Genomic DNA, 19896 nt, shown 5'->3' with positions numbered 1-19896 from the left:
ATCTTACAAAGGTTTTGATCGAAAATCATTGTTTTTACGAAATAGTCTCATCTATAATGTAAGAAGTGGGATTATGGAAGGAGTAGACAATGGACAAAAAACTATTTTTCTTTGATATTGATGGGACATTGTTAGATGAAGAAAAGCAACTACCAGAGGCAACAGAGGTAGCAATTGCAAGGCTTCAGGCAGATGGACACATCGTTGCAATTGCGACAGGACGTGCACCATTTATGTTTACAAAGCTTCAGGAACGGCTAAATATCAGCTCCTTTGTCTCATTTAATGGATCTTATGTATCTCATAACGGTGAGGCAATCTATACGAGACCGCTTGATTATGATGCCCTTCAAGAGCTTACGGAGCTTGCATTAGAAAAGGATCATCCGGTTGTATACTTAGATGCGGAACGAATGCGTTCAAATGTAAAACATCATAGCTACATCGAGGAAAGCATTGCATCACTAAAGTTTGACCACCCTAAGTTCGATGCAGAATACTTACACGGTAGAGATATTTATCAGTCTCTTCTTTTCTGTGTAGAAGGGGAAGAGAAGGAATATAATAAGAAATTTGATCAATTTGAATTCATCCGCTGGCATGAATTCTCTACGGATATTGTGCCGGTTGGGGGATCGAAGGCAGTCGGAATTGAAGCGTTAGCGGAGAAGTTGCAGATCGATCGGAAGGACGTTTATGTGTTTGGAGACGGACCAAACGATGTCGAAATGATGCAGTATACGACAAACAGCGTTGCGATGGGCAATGCGGTTGCTGAAACGAAGGAAGCAGCAGGCTTTATAACAAAGCATGTCTCAGAGAATGGTATTGAGCACGCCTTAAAACACTTTGGATTTTTACAGGACTAACACGAATCGGTCTCGCGTTAAACGCGGGACCGATTTTTACGTGTGTCTTTATATAATTCGATGTCTGGATTGTTCTTTCCTAAAAGATCATCTGTAATAATACGCGCTAACACCATACTGTATACGGTGCCGTTATCGCCCAATCCAAACAAAAACGTACATCCTGGATGCGACTCGTATCGCCCAATGATCGGGAGACCGTCGTGAGTGCCTCCATACGCCGCGCTGGAGAAAAAAGCGGGTGAGAGCTCTAGATGAGGGAAACGCGCAGAGAGCTCTTGCATGAGTTGCTCACGCTTGTGGTGCATATGCTTTTGTTGGGCGTTTGCATCATAGCGTGTCTCGTCTAGACCACCAATAATGATGCGATTGTCAGGAGTCGTTCTCATATAGTAATAGGGCCTCGCCGTCTCCCAAATCAAACTTCGTTCGTACCAGCCATCAAAATTTGCGACTGGGTCCGTTGTAACCGTAAAGGTACAGACAAAGGAGGCGTTTTTATCCTTATGGATATCAAGACCGTCGTACCCAGCAGCTATGATGACATGTTTGGCGTCAATTTCGTGTGAACCACATCTAGCGCTTGCTCCTTTTGGGGTACCGTGAATGTTGGACACCGGTGATTGCTCGAATATGCGAACGCCTTTGGAGGCTGCATAGTCAAATAAGCTATGTGTGAAGCGATACGGGTTGAATTCTGCGTCATCTTTAAAAAAGATCGCTCCTGACTTTGTGAAGGAGTAGCGTGACTGAATGGTTTCTTGAGAAGCATATTCAACAGGTAGTTTTAACGTCTCTAAGTAGTCCATTTCTTTTTGAAGCTTAGGTAAGTCTTGCTCTGTGCTTGCAAAGTAGGCACTCTGCCTGCGTTTATACTGAAAGTCTAATTGGCATGTTTTAGATGCTGTCTCAATATCATCGATAGCTTGTCGACATAGTGTAATGTGACGATTGACCCAGTTTTCGCCAAATTGATGAATGAGATCGGTAAAAAGCTTCTCGCCAGCATATTGTAAAAGAGCGGTGTTAGCGAGTGTACTTCCATGACCAATCTCGTTTTTTTCGACTACCACTACGTCTAGCCCTTGGTCCGCTAAATAGTAGGCACATTGAGCGGCAGAAGATCCCCCTCCGACAATTAATACATCGCAGGTGATCGGCTCCGTAACTGCTGGATACGTTTTTGGTGTTGGCAATGTCGTAGCCCAATAGGAGCTACCTGTAACTAACTTCATTCGAAATCACCTCTGAGATAGTGTTCACAGGTATGGTCAAATTTATGCGATTTTTGAGATGCTCTTGCGTAGGAATGACATTTGCGGTAAAGTAGTAGTTGATAATGATTCTCAATTGAGAAAAATAGATGATCGTATTATTAGTGAAGAAGGGGAGAATGACCCATGTTATCACCACAAACTATCACACCGATTGCAAAGGCAATTAAAGAGCGCCGCTCCATTAAAAACGGATATTTAGATAGACCAGTCCCTAGGGAGTTAGTCGTGAATCTCTTAGAAGATGCTGTCTGGGCACCAAACCATGGTTTACGCGAGCCGTGGAGATTCATCTTTGTAGGGGAGGAAGACATCGACCGTTTTGCGGATCAAATGGCAGACACATTTAAGCTTGAGATGCGCGAAAACCGTCGCACGTACTTCCGCCAGCCAAAGGCTTATTTAATCGTGATCATGAAGGCAGACCCTAGACAAAAGCAGTGGGACGAAAACTACGGAGCTGTAAGCTCCATGATTCAAAACTTCCAGCTACTAGCGTGGGAAAAGCGTCTCGGAGTAGTTTGGAAGACAAACCCACATATTTACGATCCAAAAGTATACGATATTTTAGGAGTGTCCGGTGGAGAAAAAATCGTAGGGTTCCTACAGCTAGGCTTCTTCGATCAGGACGCTATTCCAAAAAGAAAAGCACCGACGCCGGCAAAAGAGTTAATGACGGATTTTGGGGATATAAGTTCAATAGAGTAACGTCTTGAATGATTGCTGTCTTTTGGTGGTTTAGGGAGATTTCTTTAAGTTGCTGTCCCACCCAATAATGTTAAAGATGAATAGCCCACCTTCTTTTATATAGAGGAGGTGGGCTATCGTTGTTGTTTTAGTTAATGTAGTGGTGGTTGGAATGCACATGGCCAAAATAAATGCATACGAGCGAGTTTTTAAAACTAGTTAGCACTTTAGCAACTAAAAAAGCCCACCGAAGTGGGCTTAAATTTACCGTTTTCTTAATTCACTGCATTCTCCTTCACCACATTCGTGACAACACCCTCCATATCGACCTCTACTTCACAAACAAGGTGATCAGGGAAATGACGTTGTACACCTTCTCTCACACGAGTACCTTCGCCTACTGGTGCAAAGAACAATAAAATCGGACCTGCGCCACTTAACGTGACGCCGTAGGCGCCAACTTCATCGACGATCTCCTCCGATTTTTTCCACTCCGGAATAGAATCAATGCGATACGGCTTATGGAAGCGGTCCTCCTTCATCATCTTGCCAACGAGACTCCAATTGTTTTGAAGAATAGCAGCAACAAGCACGTTACTAATGCTACTCGCTTCAACGGCATCACGGTATAAGAACATCTCTGGCAAATTGCCGCGAGACACTTTTGTACTTAACTCATATGTTGGAATGATCGCGACCAAATCTACCTCAGGCTTCCCAGCATGAACGATGTGCGTATCACTTTCTAAATGACTGCCGATAATAAGCCCACCGTAAATTGATGGCACGACATTATCAGGGTGTCCTTCGTACACGCTCGCCCAGCGAGCCTTTTGCTCACGACTCATATTAAGATCTAAAAGCTGATCAGCAAGCTCAATGCCTGCGACGATCGCTGTGGCGCTACTGCCAAAACCGCGGGAGAGCGGGATCTCGCTCTCCATGACGACACGTGCAGGGGATAGTGTTTGCTCGTGCTTGGCTGCTATCCACGTTGCGATTTGGCAGATAAGGTTGTCCTCGCCTGTTGGGATTCCTTCAAGGTGCTCGGAGTCGCCTTCAAAGGACCACTCCTCGCTCTTTGTCACCGTCAGCGTTAAATATTTGCCTAGTGCAAGTCCGATCGAGTCAAAGCCAGGACCGAGGTTGGCGGTGCTTGCCGGCACTCGAATTTGCCACGTTGTCATGACGACTTCACTCTCCCTAGCATATGATCAAAGACCGTCTGCTCCTCGTTTGGTAGCACGACTGGCTTTACTGGTGCGAGGTCGATCGCTGTATTCGGATCCTTCAACCCATTTCCAGTCAGGACAGAAACAACGCGAGACCCTTTCTTAATTTCGCCAGACTCGATTTGCTTGATCAATCCAGCAACTGAAGCGGCTGACGCAGGCTCTGCAAAGACACCTTCTTCAGAGGCAAGCAACTTGTAAGCAGCTAGAATTTCTTCGTCTGTTACAAAGTCTATTTTGCCGTTTGATTCGTTCGCAGCGGCAACAGCCTTATCCCAGCTCGCCGGGTTACCAATACGAATTGCTGTCGCAATTGTTTCAGGCGCATCGATTATCTCATTACGTACAATCGCAGCGGCACCCTCTGCCTCAAAACCGCGCATCTCCGGAAGACCTGTTTGCTTTTTGTCGTTATACTCCTTGAAGCCCTTCCAATAGGCAGTGATGTTACCTGCGTTACCAACGGGAATCGTAAGTACGTCAGGTGCTGCACCTAGCGCATCGACAATCTCGAATGCAGCCGTTTTTTGTCCTTCGATTCGATATGGATTCACCGAGTTTACGAGCGTAATCGGGGACTGCTTCGCTAAATTACGGACCATTGTTAGCGCGTTATCAAAGTTCCCTTCGATACTAATGATTTCTGCACCGTAAGCAACAGCTTGCGCAAGCTTACCCATGGCAATTTTCCCGTCTGGAATAACGACGAGACAGCGTAGCTTTGCTTGAGCTGCATAAGCAGCAGCGGCGGCTGATGTGTTACCTGTAGAAGCACACATGATGGCTTCAGCACCATCTTCCTTCGCCTTTGCAACGGCCATTACCATCCCACGATCCTTAAAGGATCCAGTTGGGTTCGCTCCATCGTACTTTACATAGAGCTCGACCCCTAGTTTTTCTGACAAATGCTTTAGAGGGAGTAGTGGTGTATTGCCCTCTTGAAGGGAGATGAGTGGAGTGTTCTCGTTTACAGGTAAATATTCTTTATATTCCTCAAGTAGTCCTCGCCATAGCATATTAATTATCCCCTTCCGCACGATAGCTGCTCTTAATCTCGACAACTACGTCCTCTTCGTTTAATCGATCAATAACCGCAGCATAGTCTAACTTTGTCACCTCGTGCGTGACAACGATGATCTCTGCAAGCTTTCCTTCATTTAGCGGTACCTGAAGGATTTTTTCAAGACTAATATGATGCTCATGGAATAGAGCCGTTAAAATAGCAAATGTTCCTGGGATATCCTTCGCGTGAATGCGCAGGAAGTATTTCGAGCGGATCTCATCATCCGTTTTGAGTAATTTCTCAAACTGCGGAATCACAGCTGAATTCCCGTTAACACCAAGACGCTTGTTCTTTAATACCTCCACTAAATCCGATACAACCGCTGTAGCCGTTGGGAGCTTCCCGGCACCTGGACCGTAAAACATCGTCTCCCCAACAGCCTCACCGTACACGTACACAGCATTAAACTCATCGTCTACAGAGGCAAGCGGATGCGAGTGCGGCACAAGCGTCGGCTGCACGCTTACCTCGACCTTATCGCCGTCCCGGTTCGCAATCCCAACGAGCTTCATCGTGTAGCCAAGCTGATCGCCGTAAGCAAGATCCTGACTCGTCACATTCGAGATTCCTTGGACAGAAACATCGTCTAAATCTAAACGCATCGAGAACCCAAGTGTACCTAAGATCGCAATTTTACGTGCCGCATCAAGTCCCTCTACATCTGAGGTTGGATCAGCTTCCGCATAGCCTAACGCCTGTGCTTCTTTTAGGACTTCCTCGTAAATACGTCCTTCCTTCGACATTTGCGTTAAGATGTAGTTCGTTGTCCCGTTTACGATCCCCATAATCTTCGTAATTCGATCCGAAGCAAGACCTTCTACAATCGTTCGAAGAATCGGAATCCCACCGGCAACGCTTGCTTCATAAAAGAGGTCGCACTTTTTTTCATTAGCAAGCTGCAAAAGCTCACTACCGTAAAGTGCCATCACATCTTTGTTAGCCGTCACCACGTGCTTCCCGTGCTCTAGCGCTTTGTGGATATAGTTTCGCGCTTCTTCAATTCCGCCCATTACTTCTACGATTACATCTATGGAATCATCGGTTAAAATATCTTCTACTCGATCCGTCAGCTTTGCTCGGTCAATGTGTTCGCCACGATCTTTGTCTAGGGTTGAAACGAGGATTTTTTGTACCTCTACCCGAGCTCCGATCTGGTGAGCTAATTTATCCTGGTGCTGCTCAATAATTTCTAACACACCAGTTCCAACCGTTCCAAGTCCGAGCAATCCTACGTTCATCTGTTGTGTCATGTCCCTACCACTCCTGAGTTGTCTCTATTTTGAGTACAAATGTATTTGTATAAAGGACATTATAGAGAGATTTTAGGTATAAAACAACCAGCTAACGAAAAGTTTTTCTCTCTTATAGAAATGAATGCGTTTTCTTCGTCGGTATGAAGTGATTTGAATGGCAATTATGAAAACTTGAACTATAAATACTTTCTATAAATAATGATCGTATCCTCTCTCTCTATCGTTTTACTTATTAAAAGTCTAAAAAATTGATAGTATAGGATGACATCTGCCTATATAATGAAAGGAGAAAATAGGAAATTGATACGTACGTGGAAAGATAAAAGGGGAATTAGTCGAGAAAGTGAGGTACATATGGACAAGTATAGAAACATGCTTCGGAAACGAATCCACTCTATATTATCTACTTGGCAACAGCAACAGACAGTTACAGGCGAGGAGCTCTATCGCTTTTACCATAATATTAAAGGCACAGCTGGAACGATCGGGATGCACGATGTGCAGCACATTGCAGAGCGGGAGCTTGAGGTTTATGTAAATCAGAAAGAAGAAGCGTTCTCTCGTGAAGATTGGCAACCGATTATGAATGATCTATTATTCTTCTTTGAGGATGCAGTCGAGAAGGAAGATGAATCAACGAAGGAAGATTTTTCGGAAGATTTGCCGCTTGTTTTAATTGTTGATGACGATATTGAGTTTGGGTCTTTTTTAAAAGATAAATTAGAGAATAATGGGTATCAGGCTTTGCTTGCTTTGTCTGGCAAAAAGGGAATAGATCTCTTCTATGATATGAGCCCACGACTCATTCTTTTAGATTATCTGTTACCTGATGTAGACGGCATGGAAGTCCTTAAACAGATTTTAAAGAAGTCCATGCGAGAGTTCATCCCTGTCATCATGCTAAGTGCCTATGGTTCAGAGGATCGCCGTAATCGCGCGCTAGAGCTTGGTGCTATGGATTTCATTGACAAGCCATTGATTGGAGAAGGGTTACTCCCTTTAATTAATAACCGAATGCGATTTCAGCATCGAATTATCAGCTCCATCATGAATGACGAATTGACAGGTGTTTATAATCGTCGTTTTTTGATGCAGGAAATAAAGCGATCTGTGTCACGACTTGAGCGTAAGAGTATAGCACCCTTCTCTATAGTCCTTTGCGACTTAGATTATTTCAAAAAAGTGAACGATACGTATGGTCACTCGATTGGCGATAAAGTACTTCGAGCTTTTGCTACATCGTTTAAAGATGTTGCTCGATCAGAGGACATTATTAGCCGATACGGAGGGGAAGAGTTTGTCTTACTTCTGCCTAACACTTCCGCTAGTGATGCGTTAAAGGTAACGAATCGTTGGCGAGACGTATTGGAAAGCCGACCTGTTACAACCGAAAGTGGAGATATTACGATTCGCTTCTCTGCTGGTGTACGTGAAGTAAGAGAGGTTACGCACCATGAAGAAATTCTTAAAGAGGCTGACTTTGCCTTGTACGCTGCTAAAGCGCAAGGTCGAAATAAATCACTTATATACGATGAAGAACTCATGATGGAAGTTGCAAATAGCCCTATTCATATTATCGTTGTTGATGATGATGAGGTAGTAGGGGCGGTGTTCGCGGAGCACTTTAAGCAAAAGAAGCAAATTGCAAATCGAGAGGTTATTTTCCACTCATACATAACAGGGGAGAGTTTTTTAGAGGCCGATTGGTATGAAGAGAACGGTTATTACTTCTTGTTGTTAGACGGTATGCTACCCGACCTTGATGGAGTAGAGATTCTTCAGCGTGTACGAGCAACTTATCCAAAAGATAAAATTCTAATCTCGATGCTTACTGCTAGAAGCGAAGAAGAAGAAATTGAGCGTGCGCTGAATTTAGGAGCGGACGACTATATGGTCAAGCCATTCCGAATAAAAGAGCTAGGAGCTCGGATCGAAGGACTTGTAGAAAGGGTGTATACTCGTTGATTTTCGCATTATGGCTTTTAGCAATTTTAGTTATTACACAGCTTGTATTGCTCGTTTATACAATCATGACAAAGCGATCATCTATCCGGCAAGATAGATTATTAAATGAAGCATATGAAAAAATGCATCCTAAGCTTTATCAATACTTTATTGGTGAAGAAGCTATGGATCCGAGGCTGCCTGATCGACAAAAAACGAGAGTTGCTCTCGTTGAATTATCTGTCGATCAGTTCTTAAAAGAAGAGCATTCAGCAGATCAGTGTAGCAGAGCAAAAGCACTTGCTGAAAAGGTGCTTTCGGAACCATACAAACGTATATTACGTTCTAACCAATGGGCAGAAAGAATGAACGCCTTGTACTATATAGAGGATTTTGAAATCTGTTCATTAGAAGAAGATGTAACATCTCACTTGCGTGCAATCAAACACCCTGGCGGTGAAGAGTATCGTCAGGCTTTACGGGTGCTTGCCGTTATGCAGTCCGATATTGTTGTAGAGGAGCTAATAAAGCATCCTCATAGTATCGTGTTTTGTAAAGAAATTTTAAGAAGAATGAATCATGTATTGTTTGATGAGTTGGCAAGTCGTCTTGGAGAGGAAAGTCACCCTGAGCTATATCAAGCATTTATCGTTCACGTTGGAGAACATGGACTTGATGCCCATATGATGAAAGTAGAAAAAGCTTTTCGAGACACTCGTACAGAAACGCGCTTAAAGGCGCTTCGCGCAATTGCATTTTCTAAAAAGTTAAGAGACTCAAGTAAATTAACGCCATTCTTTACATCTGAAATATGGCAGGAGCGTATGTATGCAGCAAAAGTTGTTGGTGCCATTGAGGATAAGACGTTACTTGCTAAAGTGAAACCGCTCTTAAGTGATAGAGAATGGTGGGTTCGATATGCTGCTGCGGACACAATCGCTACCTTCGGCATTTCCGAACTCTATGAGACACTACCATCTTTAGAAGATCCTTATGCGGAAGATATGATCAGACAGATGATTACAAGGGAAGGGGGAGTCGCACATGTCTAACGAGACAATTGCATTCGCAGTAGACATTATGGCTTATATCGTGATTGGATTTATGGTGATTGTTGGACTACTGTATTTAGTTCTTTTTTTAATAGCCTCCCCTAAAATTCGTCGTGAACAGGCATTGAATAGACAAGAGCCGATCGAAGAATTAACCATGAACTCGGATACATATCCAGTTTCGATTTTGGTGCCTGCTTACAATGAAGAAGTAGGCGTAGTAACAACGATAGAGTCTTTATTAGCAGTAAGGTATTCACAGTTTGAGATTATTGTAATCAATGACGGATCTAAAGACGATACAAAGAATAAAGTAATGACATCGTTTGATATGCAACCAATTGATGTTGCGTTAAGACAACACTTTATGACAAAAGAAGTAAGGGCAATCTATCAGTCTCGCACGCATCCAACTGTTTATATGATCGATAAAGAGAATGGCGGGAAGGCAGATGCCTTAAATGCAGGCATTAACTTCTCTCACTATCCATATTTTGCAGCAATTGATGGCGATTCTATTTTAGAGCAGGACGCGTTGCTTAAAACGATGAAGCCAATCATTGATTCAACAGGTGCGGTTACGTGTACAGGAGGAACGGTTCGTATTGCAAATGGTTCCGTGATTAAAAATAGTCGTGTAGAAAAAATTGCCCTTCCTAAGCAACCAATTGCTCTGATGCAGATTATTGAATATTTCCGAGCTTTCTTAGTCGGTCGACTTGGGCTGAGTCGTATGAATGTACTCCTTATTATTTCCGGAGCCTTTGGGGTTTTTGAAAAGGAACGAGTAGTGAAGGCAGGTGGCTATTCAACCAATACAGTAGGAGAAGATATGGAGCTTATCGTCCGAATTCATCGTATGCTAAAGGATGAAAAATCGAGACAACGTATTGAATACATTCAGGATCCTGTTTGTTGGACAGAAGCGCCTTCTGATGTGAAATCCTTGAAATCACAGCGCATCCGTTGGCAAAGAGGACTTGCAGAGACTCTCTGGAAGCATAAAAAAATGATGTTTAATCCGAAGTATAAAGGAATTGGACTTTTCTCCATGCCTTATTATTTATTAGTCGAATTATTGAGCTCCATTTTTGAGCTTGTCGGATATGCTATTATTATACTAGGACTTCTCTTCTCATTTGTTCATACGGAGACAGCTATTTTAATGCTAACTGTAACGGTTATGTATGGATCCCTTCTCTCAGCACTAGCCGTGCTATTAGAGGAATGGACGTATCACAAATATGAAGATACAAAAAGTATTCTTGTGTTGTATTTCTGGGCACTTACGGAAACATTTTGGTACAGACCGTTTATGGTTTGGAATCGTGTGCTTGGAATTATTGCAGCAATCCGCAAAACAGGAGGCTGGGGTTCTATGCAACGCAAAGGGCTTGAAAAAGCCTCATGAAGTTAGGAGGAAAAAAATATGGCGCGAATTTTAGTAGCAGATGATGAAGACGTTCTTCGCATGCTAATCGTAGATACATTAGAAGACGATGGCCATGAGATTGAAGAGGCTGAAGATGGTACAGAGGCTCTCGAAAAAATTGAAAGCCAGTTTTACGATGTAGTTATCTTAGATTATATGATGCCTGGGTTAACAGGTATGGAAGTCTTAAAATCGTTAAGTGACAGTGTAAAGGAGAACTCAAAGATCGTTATGCTCACAGCAAAAGCTCAGGACCAGGATCGTCAGGAGGCATTAGACGCAGGGGCCTCGTATTTCGTGGCAAAACCGTTTAGCCCGAGCGAATTATCTATGCTTGTTGGAGACATCGTATGATGAAAAGCATCCGCTCTCGCTTTATGAGGTCGACTCGCTATGTTTTTATCTTTACGTTTGTTTTAATAACTGGGTTTATTCTCTATTCGGTTTATTATTCACAGGTTCAGTCAGAAGACCAACAGGAGCTCTCAAACCGCACGGAACAACTGAGTGGGCTACATGATGAAGTAGTATCCTTTTTCCTACACGTAAGAACGTATTACGCGTTTTTAGAAGAGGACGATTTAGAGATTGTTAACCAAGGAATTAATTCGGTTGACCGCAGGCTTACTCGTATACAACGACTAGACCTCACTCCTAACGAAGAAATTTACGTTAGTAATGTTGCGTCGTTTTTTAATGACTATGTCTCAGTGAATTTGCCGCAGGCACTTGATTTTGTTGAGGCGGAGGATTATGAGGGACTTAGAGAGTACGGGGAAAGTGGCATCAATGAGCAAATTGATGCTTTGATTGAAGAGGGGGAGACTATTCGAGTACTCTCTCAGGAAGAGGAGCGACAAAGCTATCAAAATACGATATTTATAAGCGATGTGTTAACATTCGTTGCAATAGGTGTAGGCGTTATCCTTATTCTCCTTGTATATTTCTTAGGGCTACGGCTCTTTAGACAAATCATCCCGCCGATCGAAGAGCTCACAGGGGCTTCTGAGGATCTTGCTTCGGGTAAATTTGTCACTATTACAGCGAAGAGGCGCGACGATGAACTCGGCAGATTAACCGATTCTTTTTATAAAATGGCTCGAGTTTTGCAGGATAATGAGGAGGAGCTCGTTTCTCAAAATGAGGAGCTAACCGCTCAACAGCAAGCACTAGAAGAAACGTTAGTTAACGAACAAATAGAGCGTGAGCGCGTCTCAAAATATAATTTGCTTAACCAAGCTATGTCTACCAACTTAGATAAGAAGAGTCTTGTAAGTACCATATTTGGATACTTAAATGATAGTTTTCCCGTAGATAAAAGTATGCTTTTACTTTTAGACGATTTAGATTATCGAGCGATGGGTAAAACAAGTACAGCAATTGAGCATTGGCAGCACGGTGATAAAACAGAAGTGCTGTTGCGACTAGAAAAAGAATCTGTATATGTTGTCGCTCGAGATTCTTCTGAAGCGGAACTTGGTGTTGCTGAACGACCACTTATGTCATTCGACTTATATGCTGCGGTTCGATCAGCAGAAGGTGCAATCGTCGCGATTTATACAGCTACTAAAATTGGACGCGAGTTTTCAAAAGAAGAGGTTCAAAACATCGGAGCCATGGTGAATCACGTTGGACTCGGACTCGAGCGTGTGATGATCTATGACCTAGTAGCTGAGGATAAAAAGCGTAATCAGGATATTTTGGATAACGTCAATGAAGGCCTGCAGTATATCGACGAACACGGTAAGCTTGTGCAGGATAACCGTGCGATGAAGCAGCTCGTGTACTTACATGAAGATACGTGGCTAGACGATTTGGCGGCCTCTGTGAAGGATCCAGAACCAGTTATCACGTTCTTCCGTGAATTTGCAGACGGTACGTTTGAAGGTGTAAAATCGCAACAGTATCAACTACTATCTGATAAGAACGAGCGCGTCATTAATGTTTACGGTGCAACCGTTTATGATGAGGGCGAGAAAGAAAAGCTTGGTACGGTGTTTGTGCATCGCGATATGACGCGTGAGCATGAGTTAGACACGATGAAGTCAGAGCTAGTTAGTACGGTAAGCCACGAGCTACGTACTCCATTATCAAGTGTATTAGGCTTCACAGAGCTTTTAATGACAAAAGAGCTAAAGCCTGAGAGACAGAAAAAATATTTAGAAACTATCTATAAAGAAGCACAACGCTTAACGAATCTGATCAATGATTTCTTAGACTTACAGCGGATGGAATCTGGTAAGCAGTCCTATGAGAAATCCCTCTTCCCGGTTGGTAGCTTGATCATGGATGTCATGCAACAATTCCGTATGGAAAAGAAGCATCGTCTTTCTTTTAAGGATGAAGCCTATCATACAGAGGTGTTTGCAGACCGTGATCGCATGTATCAAGTGCTCAACAATTTGATTAGCAACGCCATTAAATTTTCACCAGAGGGTGGAGAGATTGTCTTACGTTTAAAGAACGTGGGCAGTGACGTTGTCATCTCAGTAGCAGATGAAGGGTTAGGTATCCCTGCTAAGGCGTTGCCGACACTATTTAACAAGTTTACTCGAATTGATCAGTCTGATCGCCGTAAAATAGGTGGAACGGGACTTGGTTTAGCGATTACGCAGGAAATCGTGGAGTACCACCACGGAACGATCTGGGTAGATTCCGAAGAGGGAAAAGGATCAACATTTTATGTGTCCTTGCCACTTGAAGACGAAGCTGTTATAAATAAAACGATCAAAAAGGGCGAAGGTCATGTCGTTATGATCGAGGATGATACGAGCCTTGCGCTCCTTTTATCGGAAGAGCTGAAGGCGAATGGCTTTAATGTGGTTCATCATGTGAATCCAGCTCATGCCTACGAAGATATTGTGAAGAATCCTCCAGAGGCGATCGTCGTCGACCTAATGCTCGGAGAAGCAATGAGCGGATGGGACCTCATCGGTCAGCTTAAAGAAAGTAAAGAGACGAGTGCCATTCCGATTATTATCTCTTCTGCTATGGATCGATCCGAGGAAAAAATTAAAGCGTTTGGTGTGGAACAATATTTAACAAAGCCATATCCACCGCACAAACTCTCTGCGACGCTCATGCAGTATGTGCAACAAAATGAAGGGTACGTTCTCTTTCCAGAGGAACTGGACAGTTAAGTTAATAAGTAGTGTTAGAGCAAGGAGCCTATGTGGCTTCTTGCTTGTTTTTATTTAGGCAAGGTTGTTTAAGCGGAAGCTAATTTGGTAAAGGCGGAAACGAATTAAGATCGTACAACGTGCAAAAGTTTAGATTTTTATGACCTCCGGTCCTCCTATGCTCTCAGCTGGCGCTTTCCTGATGTGCTGCCGATGACTTTTCATCCGTCCAGAGGCCGGCTGAAAGGATTTTCGGTGCGCGGAAGTGTTCCTCTAGGAAACACCAGCCTTCGCTCCGGAGGGTAACGGTTCTTTACTATAACCAACACTTTTTTACATCACTAGGCGAAAGGTCGTTTCCTAGCTTTAAGAGCACTTTACCGTTTAGTAGTAGTAAACCTTGCTCACGGTACAATGATCTTGTGTATGGTATCTAGACTTCTTATACGGTAGGTAAATCTTGCATAGCGTACATGTAATCGAGAAAGTAACCCTCAAGGTACATTCATTCTGAATACGGTACATTTATCTCAAATACGGTACATAAAAACCCTAATTGCCAAAGTGCCACTTATCTAAAACTATATATCTAAACAAAATGAGAGCTTTCCCACAAAGAGGAAAACTCTTTTCTTATGCACTTTTTAAATCAAACGCAAGCTTACCGACCCGGAGGACATTCGGAGACAATCCATAGGGGAAAGAGGTTTCCCGGATCAAACAGGAGGCGCAAATTAATAGAGCATCGACCGCTAGCCTGAGAACAGCGGCAAAATCATCCTCTGTTCTCTAAGTGCAAGGCTAGCTCAGACTGCAAAGAGCGCATTCTGCGATGCTAGTTCAGACCGCAAAGTACGCGGTCCTTGCCGACGAAGAAGCTCAAAGACCGGCCCTATGGATGTCGTAGTGTGTCTGGAGGGCTGACAGCTCGAAGAGTAGATTTAAACTAATTAGCACTTAATCAATTTAGCTCGAAGAGCTGAAGCACTTGAACGAAACTAATTAGCACTTAAGCAAATATTTTAAGGACTCAAAACCACAAAATTGGGGAACAAAAAGATAGACGATAGAGGAGGGAGGTAGCAATGGCGACTCTGTGGATACTTGGACATCAGTGCTCAACCAATCAACCGTGGTTTAACGAAATTAACAAAGAAAAAGACACCATTTTATTAATAGAAGCAAGATCTAGATCAACATGGCAATCCTACCATAAACAAAAGCTCGTCCTTATATTTTCTATCATGAGGCATTTTAAGGAAGAGCTTGAGGATCAGGGGTATAAGGTGGATTATCGCAAGGCGGATAGCTTTGAGGATGGGATCACGAAGCACTGTAACCAGTACAAGACCAAGGAGCTGCTTGTACACATGCCGTCGGATGATCGCATGCGAAAGGCGATCAATAAGTGGGCGAAGGATGCGGACGTAGAGGTAAAAAAGAAAGAAGAAGGGGGCTTTTTAATCGAGCGAGACGAGTGGAAGGATCTCCTGCCTGACGGGGAAAAGTGGCAGCTTGATAAGGTATATAGAGAGCTTCGCAAGAGATTTGATATTTTGTTAACAGAGGATAAGAAGCCCATTGGGGGCAAGTGGAGCTATGATGCGGATAATCGTAAGAAGCCGAAGAAGGGAACGTCGTTTGAGGAGCCTAAGTGGGTCAAGCCTGACAAAATCACCAAGGAAGTTATTAAAGATGTAGAAGAAAACTACGGTGATCACTACGGAGAGACAGATTCGTTTGCCTATCCGGTCACGGCTAAGCAGGCGGAAAAGGCGCTTGATCATTTTATTGAGAAAAGGCTGTCGACGTTTGGTGACTATCAGGATGCGATGCTAGTCGACGATCCGTTTGTCTCACATTCCTTGTTATCCTCGTCGATCAATGCCAATCTGCTTGATCCGTTAGAGGTGATTAAAAAGGTCGAGCAGGCTTATCACGATGATAAGGCGCCACTCAATGCAGTAGAAGGCTTTATTAGGCAACTGCTCGGGTGGAGAGAATATATTCGTGGCGTCTATATTAGGCTCATGCCTAAATATAAAAACGTGAATGAGCTTAATCATAAGCGAGATTTACCGGAGTTTTACTGGACAGCAGATACAAAGATGACGTGTATGAAGCAGTCTGTGGGGGCTGTTGTTGAGCATGGGTACAGTCACCATATTCAACGCCTGATGGTGCTTGGTAACTTCGCCAATTTAGCAGGCATTTCCCCGCAGCAGGTGTCAGACTGGTTTAACGAAATGTACGTGGACGCCTATGATTGGGTGGTATTACCGAACGTTCTTGGAATGGCCTTGCATGCAGATGGTGGCGTGATGTCTACTAAGCCTTACGTATCAAGCGGGAATTATATTAATAAGATGAGTCATTACTGTGGTGACTGTGCGTATAACGTGAAGGAGAAGTACGGAGAGGATGCCTGTCCGTTTCATGCGTTATACTGGGATTTCCTCGAGCGACACGAGAAGAAATTCCGAGATAATCCACGCATGAAAATGGTGTATAAGCACGTGGATAACCGCTCAAAGGAAGATGAGAAAAAACAGAAAGAAACAGTGAAGCTAACATTTGAGCGTATGGAGAAGGGTGAGCTTTAAACGTGAAGACACTTGGGATTGATGGTTCTCGAAACGGATGGATAAGCGCCATTTTTGATGATGGAGCGTTTGTTAGCTGGGTGAATACTAGCGAGCTTCCTCGCGTGGAAGCGGACTTCATTTGGATTGATATGCCGATCGGAATACCGGATGCACGAGCCTATCCTCGCCAAACAGAAGGACTAGCACGAAAGCTACTTCCTGGCAGAGCCTCTAGCGTTTTTTCTGTCCCATGTCGAGAGGTATTGGACGTAGAGACCTACGCGGAGGCGAATGAGCTGCATAGAGAGCTGACGGGTAAGGGCTTGTCTAAGCAGTCTTGGTATCTTTTTAACAAGATGATTGAAGTAGACAAAGCGGTAAGAGAGGGAATGCCACTTTGTGAAGCACATCCAGAGGTAGTACTTGCAGGGTTAGCTGGTGGTTCGATGAAGCATAGTAAAAAGACGCTAGAAGGGCAGCGCGAGCGTATGGATGTGATGACGACGTATAGTGAACGTGCTAAGGAGCATATCGAGCTTGGCACAAGGCAGTTTATGCGCAAGGACGTTGCTGTAGACGATTTAATGGATGCGTACTGCTTGGGGCTAGCTGCAAGTCTTAATGATTTGCCACTAAAACGTGTCAATGCTCGTGAGGAAGTAGATCGATACGGCACGGCGATGAACATGGTGTATCGCGAAGGGGGGTTAAGGTAAACAAAAAGCGTTGGATAGGCTGATCCGAAGATCAAACTTTCCAACGCTTCTTCCTTTATTTTAAGGAATATCCGCCGTCGACCACAAGCTCTGTGCCATTGACGTAGGATGCAGCGTCCGATGCTAGGAAGCGAACGCAGGCTGCAATTTCGTGCGGCTGCGCGTATGATCCGCGCGGATGCTCTTTAGAAGACTTTTCAAATGTTTCTTTATTTCCATATGCCTTAATGGAAAGCTCTGACTCTGTAGGACCTGGAGAAATACAGTTAACGCGAATACCGTTACGCGCAAATCGAAGCGCTGTGCTCTTTGTCATCGCAACGATGGCCGCTTTTGTGCCACTATAGGCTGGTAGCATTGGGTTCACTTTATCGTTGCCTAAAATCGCAGCCGTATTAATGATTGTGCCACTCTTTTGCTTTTGCATATGCGTTAGCGCATGCTTCATAAATTGATACATAGCCGTTTGGTTTGTTTCAATCAATGTATCCCAGTCCTCTTCTTTAACTCGGGATAACGGACCACTACCGACTGAAAGCACGCCAGCATTATTAAACAGGATATCCACCTGCTCTTCCTGCTCAATGACATGATCAAAAAACGCAGCTATTTTAACGCGATCATGGACATCTAACTCATAAAAATGAGTATCTCCATTTGCGCTATCCTCGACTTCTTGCCCTTTTTCTTCGCGACGTCCGGTAAAATAAACCGTTGCCCCGCGCTCCGCAAATTGCTTCACGACCTCTGCGCCAATTCCTGATGTACCACCGTTAACTACAACAATCTTGCCTTTAAAGTCCTCCATGCCTGTACCTCCTCAAGTATATCTACCCTATACTCTTTTATATTTACATGTTTTGACTATCTCAAACCGCTTGGACAGAAAATCTTTTGACAATCCTACTATTATGGATGATAATAAATGTAATTTCTTGCTCGGAAGGGGGTGGAACAGATGATAATGGAGTGGACACAAGACCTGCTGCCAGTGATTTTATTCATGAGTTTGGCAATGACAGTCGCAGGAGCGGCATTTTGGCAGGTTATTACCGTAGAGGATAGTCGTTTTCGCTATACGTATACGCAGTCACGTGCAGAGCTTTCTTTAGGGCACGTAGACAATAGGCAATGCCTGCACACAACATTTGAACAAGGGCTATGGGTGACAAGGATGGCCAAACGTAAAGAGTCACCAGAGGACGATGATTCCGAGTGTCTACTCTCTTCGATTTCATATTCTAACTAAATCGAGGAGGATTCTATTGTTATCATCTGTTTTATCCATTACCCGTAAGTATCGCTCGTTATTTTTACTACTAGGTGCAGTGCTGTTGTTATCAGCCTGCTCGATGAACACGGAGCCGATTCAGTCCGATACGCCTGGACTATTCAATCACTTCATCATTTATCCATTTTCCTTTTTGATCACGTTCTTTGCGGATCTTTTCCAAGGGAGCTATGGAATCTCGATCATTATCATGACTGTGCTACTTCGTCTTGTTTTGATGCCTTTAATGATGAAACAATATAAAGGTCAGCTTACAACGAAGCATAAGATGGCACAAATGAAGCCTGATCTAGATGGGTTAAAGGAAAAGTATAAAGGTAAAACAACTCCTGAGGATCGCACGACGATGCAACAGGAAATGCTTGCTTTATACAAGCAGCATCAGTTTAATCCCATCACGTCAATCGGCTGTTTACCAATGCTTATTCAACTGCCGTTATTGCTCGGATTTTACTATGCTATTGTTCGAACACCAGAAATTGCACAGCACACGTTTCTTTGGTTTTCGCTTGGCGAATCCGACATGATTTTGCCGTTTATCGCAGGTGTAATTTATTTCGTACAAATGCGTGTTTCGCAAAGTACACTGGATGAAGCCCAGCGTAAGCAAATGCAGATCGTGAGTCTCATTATTCCAATCATGATGCTCATCTTCTCCTTAAACGTGGCAGCTGCACTTCCGCTCTACTGGTCTATCGGAGGGATTTATCTCCTAATCCAAACGCTCTTCTTCAGATGGTATTATAGAGAACAAGACACGGAGCAGAAAAAAGCCCTCGCAAGTGTATCATCTTAATTCATATGTAACCTCCTGCATGAGCTACGGCTCGTGCAGGGGGTTTATTTGTTTTAAGGCAGGGAAGGGGCTAATAAATGGTAAATGATACAGGTGATATATAGTGAAAGGAGTTCTTTACATGAATATGATGGCAAAAGTCTTTCTAGTAATCTGTTTGATCGTCGCCCCGTTTATCATGTATGCCCTTCACCTCTTTCCCTTTGTGTATTCGTATGAAAATATGAATGATAGCCTTTTAGTAGAACAAGGGAGTAGATCGTGGCTATTTAGTGAAGAAAACACGAATGAACTCACTAGATTGATGCTAGCATCCAACATAGATTCACTAAGAAGCACGTCGCTTATTTGGATGAGTAGCGCTTCTTTGATGATTGGATTATTGATCTTGAGATTTCCGGATAAGCGCGTGTACCAACTATTGAGTTTTACTACTTTAGCAGTTGTTTTAATCGGACTTACCATTCTCTATTGGATGCAGGTAACGTCTTTGTCAGATAGGATCGCAGAAGTGATGCAGGGGGAGTGAGTTATGCATCAAATAGGAGACGACGACAAGCAACAACCCGCCTCTAAAAACCCA

At 43.5% G+C, this 19896-nt stretch carries 17 protein-coding genes; 12 read left to right on the top strand and 5 right to left on the bottom strand.

All coding sequences use genetic code 11. The features are described from left to right. The first annotated feature begins 89 nt into the window (after positions 1–89). Positions 90–869, top strand: a complete 780-nt coding sequence (locus FLK61_RS18805; protein ID WP_176010875.1) for a Cof-type HAD-IIB family hydrolase — start codon at positions 90–92, stop codon at positions 867–869. Positions 870–886: 17 nt separating this feature from the next. Here FLK61_RS18805 and FLK61_RS18800 read toward each other — a convergent pair whose 3' ends face one another. Continuing rightward, a complete protein-coding gene (locus FLK61_RS18800) occupies positions 887–2104 on the bottom strand; it encodes an NAD(P)/FAD-dependent oxidoreductase (RefSeq protein ID WP_176010874.1) in 1218 nt (405 codons plus the stop codon). A 165-nt stretch (positions 2105–2269) separates the two neighbouring features. Here FLK61_RS18800 and FLK61_RS18795 point away from each other — a divergent pair, with 165 nt between their 5' ends. Continuing rightward, entirely contained in the window at positions 2270–2851 is a 582-nt protein-coding gene (locus tag FLK61_RS18795; protein ID WP_176010873.1) for a nitroreductase family protein, read from the top strand. 254 nt (positions 2852–3105) lie between these two features. Here the strand turns inward: FLK61_RS18795 and thrB are convergent, their stop codons facing one another. The 3 genes from thrB to FLK61_RS18780 are packed head-to-tail and all read right to left on the bottom strand — an operon-like array spanning position 3106 to position 6375. Continuing rightward, entirely contained in the window at positions 3106–4017 is a 912-nt protein-coding gene (thrB, locus tag FLK61_RS18790) for a homoserine kinase (protein WP_176010872.1), read from the bottom strand. Then, positions 4014–5078 carry a threonine synthase gene (gene thrC / locus FLK61_RS18785; protein ID WP_176010871.1) on the bottom strand — a complete coding sequence of 355 codons (1065 nt, stop codon included), beginning with the start codon at positions 5076–5078 and terminating at the stop codon, positions 4014–4016. The genes thrB and thrC overlap by 4 nt, the downstream gene beginning before the upstream one ends. Position 5079: 1 nt before the next feature. Further along, positions 5080–6375: a homoserine dehydrogenase gene (locus FLK61_RS18780; protein WP_176010870.1), complete on the bottom strand. Its 1296-nt coding sequence runs from the start codon at positions 6373–6375 to the stop codon at positions 5080–5082. Between the two features lie 357 nt (positions 6376–6732). Here FLK61_RS18780 and FLK61_RS18775 point away from each other — a divergent pair, with 357 nt between their 5' ends. The 7 genes from FLK61_RS18775 (at position 6733) to FLK61_RS18745 (ending at position 17226) form a co-directional block, all read left to right on the top strand. Next, positions 6733–8343, top strand: coding sequence for a GGDEF domain-containing response regulator (locus FLK61_RS18775; RefSeq protein WP_176010869.1), 1611 nt, complete (start codon positions 6733–6735; stop codon positions 8341–8343). Continuing rightward, on the top strand, positions 8340–9374 hold the full coding sequence (locus FLK61_RS18770; RefSeq protein WP_176010868.1) for a HEAT repeat domain-containing protein: 1035 nt from the start codon (positions 8340–8342) through the stop codon (positions 9372–9374). The genes FLK61_RS18775 and FLK61_RS18770 overlap by 4 nt, the downstream gene beginning before the upstream one ends. Continuing rightward, positions 9367–10785 carry a glycosyltransferase family 2 protein gene (locus FLK61_RS18765; RefSeq protein ID WP_176010867.1) on the top strand — a complete coding sequence of 473 codons (1419 nt, stop codon included), beginning with the start codon at positions 9367–9369 and terminating at the stop codon, positions 10783–10785. The genes FLK61_RS18770 and FLK61_RS18765 overlap by 8 nt, the downstream gene beginning before the upstream one ends. Before the next feature lie 18 nt (positions 10786–10803). After that, positions 10804–11160 (top strand): response regulator transcription factor, encoded by a 357-nt coding sequence (locus tag FLK61_RS18760; protein WP_176010866.1) that lies wholly within the window; start codon positions 10804–10806, stop codon positions 11158–11160. Further along, positions 11157–13946, top strand: a complete 2790-nt coding sequence (locus tag FLK61_RS18755) for an ATP-binding protein (protein WP_176010865.1) — start codon at positions 11157–11159, stop codon at positions 13944–13946. The genes FLK61_RS18760 and FLK61_RS18755 overlap by 4 nt, the downstream gene beginning before the upstream one ends. 1064 nt (positions 13947–15010) lie before the next feature. Then, positions 15011–16528 (top strand): cryptochrome/photolyase family protein, encoded by a 1518-nt coding sequence (locus FLK61_RS18750; protein WP_176010864.1) that lies wholly within the window; start codon positions 15011–15013, stop codon positions 16526–16528. A gap of 2 nt (positions 16529–16530) precedes the next feature. Continuing rightward, positions 16531–17226 carry a DUF429 domain-containing protein gene (locus tag FLK61_RS18745; RefSeq protein ID WP_176010863.1) on the top strand — a complete coding sequence of 232 codons (696 nt, stop codon included), beginning with the start codon at positions 16531–16533 and terminating at the stop codon, positions 17224–17226. Positions 17227–17281: 55 nt separating this feature from the next. Here FLK61_RS18745 and FLK61_RS18740 read toward each other — a convergent pair whose 3' ends face one another. After that, a complete protein-coding gene (locus tag FLK61_RS18740; protein ID WP_176010862.1) occupies positions 17282–18034 on the bottom strand; it encodes an SDR family NAD(P)-dependent oxidoreductase in 753 nt (250 codons plus the stop codon). Positions 18035–18184: 150 nt separating this feature from the next. Here FLK61_RS18740 and FLK61_RS18735 point away from each other — a divergent pair, with 150 nt between their 5' ends. The 3 genes from FLK61_RS18735 (at position 18185) to FLK61_RS18725 (ending at position 19842) form a co-directional block, all read left to right on the top strand. Next, on the top strand, positions 18185–18475 hold the full coding sequence (locus tag FLK61_RS18735; protein ID WP_176010861.1) for a hypothetical protein: 291 nt from the start codon (positions 18185–18187) through the stop codon (positions 18473–18475). 16 nt (positions 18476–18491) lie between these two features. After that, positions 18492–19313 carry a membrane protein insertase YidC gene (yidC, locus tag FLK61_RS18730; RefSeq protein ID WP_249777641.1) on the top strand — a complete coding sequence of 274 codons (822 nt, stop codon included), beginning with the start codon at positions 18492–18494 and terminating at the stop codon, positions 19311–19313. Between the two features lie 121 nt (positions 19314–19434). Then, positions 19435–19842, top strand: a complete 408-nt coding sequence (locus tag FLK61_RS18725; RefSeq protein ID WP_176010859.1) for a hypothetical protein — start codon at positions 19435–19437, stop codon at positions 19840–19842. Positions 19843–19896 lie beyond the last annotated feature (54 nt).

It is taken from the genome of Paenalkalicoccus suaedae, assembly GCF_006965545.2.
Taxonomy (GTDB): domain Bacteria; phylum Bacillota; class Bacilli; order Bacillales; family Salisediminibacteriaceae; genus Paenalkalicoccus; species Paenalkalicoccus suaedae.
This window is presented reverse-complemented; position numbering and strand designations above follow the sequence as displayed.

Excerpts from the sequence above, each read along its gene's own strand:
- FLK61_RS18775 (WP_176010869.1), top strand. The coding sequence starts at position 6,733 with ATGGACAAGTATAGAAACATGCTTCGGAAACGAATCCACTCTATATTA.
- FLK61_RS18795 (WP_176010873.1), top strand. The coding sequence starts at position 2,270 with ATGTTATCACCACAAACTATCACACCGATTGCAAAGGCAATTAAAGAG.
- FLK61_RS18805 (WP_176010875.1), top strand. The coding sequence starts at position 90 with ATGGACAAAAAACTATTTTTCTTTGATATTGATGGGACATTGTTAGAT.
- FLK61_RS18780 (WP_176010870.1), bottom strand. The coding sequence starts at position 6,375 with ATGACACAACAGATGAACGTAGGATTGCTCGGACTTGGAACGGTTGGA.
- FLK61_RS18760 (WP_176010866.1), top strand. The coding sequence starts at position 10,804 with ATGGCGCGAATTTTAGTAGCAGATGATGAAGACGTTCTTCGCATGCTA.
- FLK61_RS18800 (WP_176010874.1), bottom strand. The coding sequence starts at position 2,104 with ATGAAGTTAGTTACAGGTAGCTCCTATTGGGCTACGACATTGCCAACA.
- FLK61_RS18725 (WP_176010859.1), top strand. The coding sequence starts at position 19,435 with ATGAATATGATGGCAAAAGTCTTTCTAGTAATCTGTTTGATCGTCGCC.
- thrB (WP_176010872.1), bottom strand. The coding sequence starts at position 4,017 with ATGACAACGTGGCAAATTCGAGTGCCGGCAAGCACCGCCAACCTCGGT.
- FLK61_RS18750 (WP_176010864.1), top strand. The coding sequence starts at position 15,011 with ATGGCGACTCTGTGGATACTTGGACATCAGTGCTCAACCAATCAACCG.
- FLK61_RS18755 (WP_176010865.1), top strand. The coding sequence starts at position 11,157 with ATGATGAAAAGCATCCGCTCTCGCTTTATGAGGTCGACTCGCTATGTT.
- FLK61_RS18740 (WP_176010862.1), bottom strand. The coding sequence starts at position 18,034 with ATGGAGGACTTTAAAGGCAAGATTGTTGTAGTTAACGGTGGTACATCA.
- thrC (WP_176010871.1), bottom strand. The coding sequence starts at position 5,078 with ATGCTATGGCGAGGACTACTTGAGGAATATAAAGAATATTTACCTGTA.
- FLK61_RS18735 (WP_176010861.1), top strand. The coding sequence starts at position 18,185 with ATGATAATGGAGTGGACACAAGACCTGCTGCCAGTGATTTTATTCATG.
- FLK61_RS18765 (WP_176010867.1), top strand. The coding sequence starts at position 9,367 with ATGTCTAACGAGACAATTGCATTCGCAGTAGACATTATGGCTTATATC.